This window comes from Frankia tisae, from assembly GCF_025403405.1.
Lineage (GTDB): Bacteria > Actinomycetota > Actinomycetes > Frankiales > Frankiaceae > Frankia > Frankia tisai.
In genome coordinates this window covers 1-2,143 of sequence record NZ_JANEZT010000619.1, presented here as the reverse complement: position 1 = coordinate 2,143, position 2,143 = coordinate 1, and the positions used below count along the sequence as shown (strand labels likewise).

Here is a 2,143-nt window from a genome sequence, read left to right as displayed (position 1 = left end):
GTGCGGGCGGGCGGTTCGGACACGACGGCGACGTCGATCGGGCGCAGCGGCAGCATTGTGTCGAGGATGAGCTGGCCTGGCCGGTGCTCGCCCTCCCAGCTCCCGTCGGAGTGCTGGACGTACAGCTCGTCGGCATACACGGCGTAACGCTGCAGGTCGAATCGGGTGCTGCCGGCCGGTTGGCCGGTGCGCGGGGCCGCCCGGTCCAGAACGGCGCGGATGCGGCCCAGGCTGAACCCGGCCCGCCGCAGCATCCCGATCATCCGGAGCTGCACCAGGTCGCGGCCGCCCTCGCGGACCAGCCCGGAGCGACGCCAGTACGCCACCTGGCGGGGAGTGACCCGGGCGTCGGACGGCCGCGGGGGGCCGGCTGCCGGCGTCCGCGACGCGGGCTCATCCCCCGTCATGCCCTTGACTGTAGTTCCGTCCGGCTGGTCGCTTCGTCCCACCGCGGGGCGGACCTTCGTACGCTGAGCGCATGACCGAGCGTCTGTACTTCCGCCAGCTGCTGTCCGGCCGCGACTTCGCCGTCGGCGACCCGGTCGGCACCCAGATGGTCAACTTCGTCTACCTCGTCGGGGACCGCGAGACCGGCGAGGCGGTGGTCGTCGACCCCGCTTACAAGGTGGACGATCTGCTCGCCCTGGTCGCCGCCGACGGCATGCGACTCACCGGCGCGCTCGTCAGCCACTACCATGCCGATCATGTGGGCGGTTCCGCGTTCGGTTTCGAGATCGAGGGCATCCGCGAGCTGCTCACCCGCCAGGACGTGCCCATCCACGTCAACCGGGCCGAGGCCGAGTGGGTGCGCCGCGCGACGGAGGTCTCCGCCGCCGAGCTCGTCGAGCACGACGACGGCGACGTGGTGACCGTCGGGGAGATCCCGATCCAGCTGCTGCACACCCCCGGCCACACCCCTGGCAGCCAGTGCTTCGTCGTCGACGGCCGGCTCGTCGCCGGCGACACCCTGTTCCTGGAGGGCTGCGGCCGGATGGATCTGCCCGGCGGCGACGCCGGCCTGATGTACGACAGCCTGCGCCGGCTGGGCACCCTGCCGGACACCACCACCGTCTTCCCCGGCCATCAGTACTCTCCGCGGTCGTCCGAGGATCTTGCCGTCGTCAGGCGGATGAACCACGTCTTCCGGCCGGCGAGTGCCCAACAGTTCAAGGCCATGCTCGGCCTGGACTGAGCCGATGCCGCCGATGACCGCCTCGACACCGATGACCGCCTCGACGCCGACGACCGCCTCGACGCCGACGACCGTGCCGTCGTCCGGCCGTGTCCGCACCGTGTGCCTGCAACTCGACTGCCCGGACGGCGAGAGCGCCACGGACCGGGTCCGCCGGGTGCTGGCCGAGCTGCGCCGGACCGACGCCGACCTCGTCGTGCTCCCCGAGCTGTGGGCGACCGGGTATTTCCAGTTCGACGCCTACCGGGCGCAGGCGGAACCGTTGACCGGTCCGACGCTGACCGCGCTGCGCGAGGTGGCCCGGGAACGCCGGTTCCACCTGGTCGCGGGCAGCATGGTGGAGCGGGCCGACGACGGCCGGCTGTACAACACGACGGCCCTGATCGGTCCGGGCGGTGACATCCTGCACATGTATCGAAAGATCCACCTGTTCGGTTACGAGTCCGATGAGGCCAGGCTGCTCACGCCGGGAACGACCGCCGGCGCCGTGCGCACCGAGCTCGGCTGCATCGGCCTGGCCACCTGCTACGACCTGCGTTTCCCGGAACTGTTCCGGATGCTCGGCGACGCCGGCGCCGACCTCGTCGCCGTCGTGTCGGCGTGGCCCGCGGCCCGGCTGGAGCACTGGCGCGTGCTCACCCGCGCCCGCGCGATCGAGAACCAGATCCACCTCGTCGCCTGCAACGTCGCGGGTCGGCACGCGGGCCGGGACATGGCCGGGGGCAGCGTCGTCGTCGACCCGTGGGGGGTGGTCCTGGCCGAGGGCGGACAGGACCCCGCCCGGGTCTGCGCTGAGCTCGACCCGGCCCTGCCGGCCGCGGTCCGCGCCGAGTTCCCGGTGCTCACCCACCGCCGGCTCGGCGTCACCATCGTTGCGGAAGCCGCCCGCCGCGGAACTCGGAACAGCCGGTAGGCGACCTCGCCGTGCTGGGTGGTGCCAGCCCCTCGACC

The 2,143-nt window shown here is 72.4% G+C and carries 3 protein-coding genes; 2 read left to right on the top strand and 1 reads right to left on the bottom strand.

Annotated elements, in window-relative coordinates; translation table 11 throughout:
* Nucleotides 1–407 (bottom strand): MerR family transcriptional regulator (locus NBZ85_RS30590; RefSeq protein WP_498041279.1); only part of this gene is annotated, 407 nt, incomplete at its 3' end.
* A gap of 71 nt (nucleotides 408–478) precedes the next feature.
* On the opposite strand from NBZ85_RS30590, the gene NBZ85_RS30585 reads away from it, so the two are divergent.
* Entirely contained in the window at nucleotides 479–1,192 is a 714-nt protein-coding gene (locus NBZ85_RS30585) for an MBL fold metallo-hydrolase (RefSeq protein ID WP_261560660.1), read from the top strand.
* Nucleotides 1,193–1,205: 13 nt separating this feature from the next.
* Nucleotides 1,206–2,105, top strand: coding sequence for a carbon-nitrogen family hydrolase (locus NBZ85_RS30580; RefSeq protein WP_261560659.1), 900 nt, complete (start codon nucleotides 1,206–1,208; stop codon nucleotides 2,103–2,105).
* Nucleotides 2,106–2,143: the final 38 nt, after the last annotated feature.

Excerpts from the sequence above, each read along its gene's own strand:
- NBZ85_RS30585 (WP_261560660.1), top strand. The coding sequence starts at position 479 with ATGACCGAGCGTCTGTACTTCCGCCAGCTGCTGTCCGGCCGCGACTTC.
- NBZ85_RS30580 (WP_261560659.1), top strand. The coding sequence starts at position 1,206 with ATGACCGCCTCGACACCGATGACCGCCTCGACGCCGACGACCGCCTCG.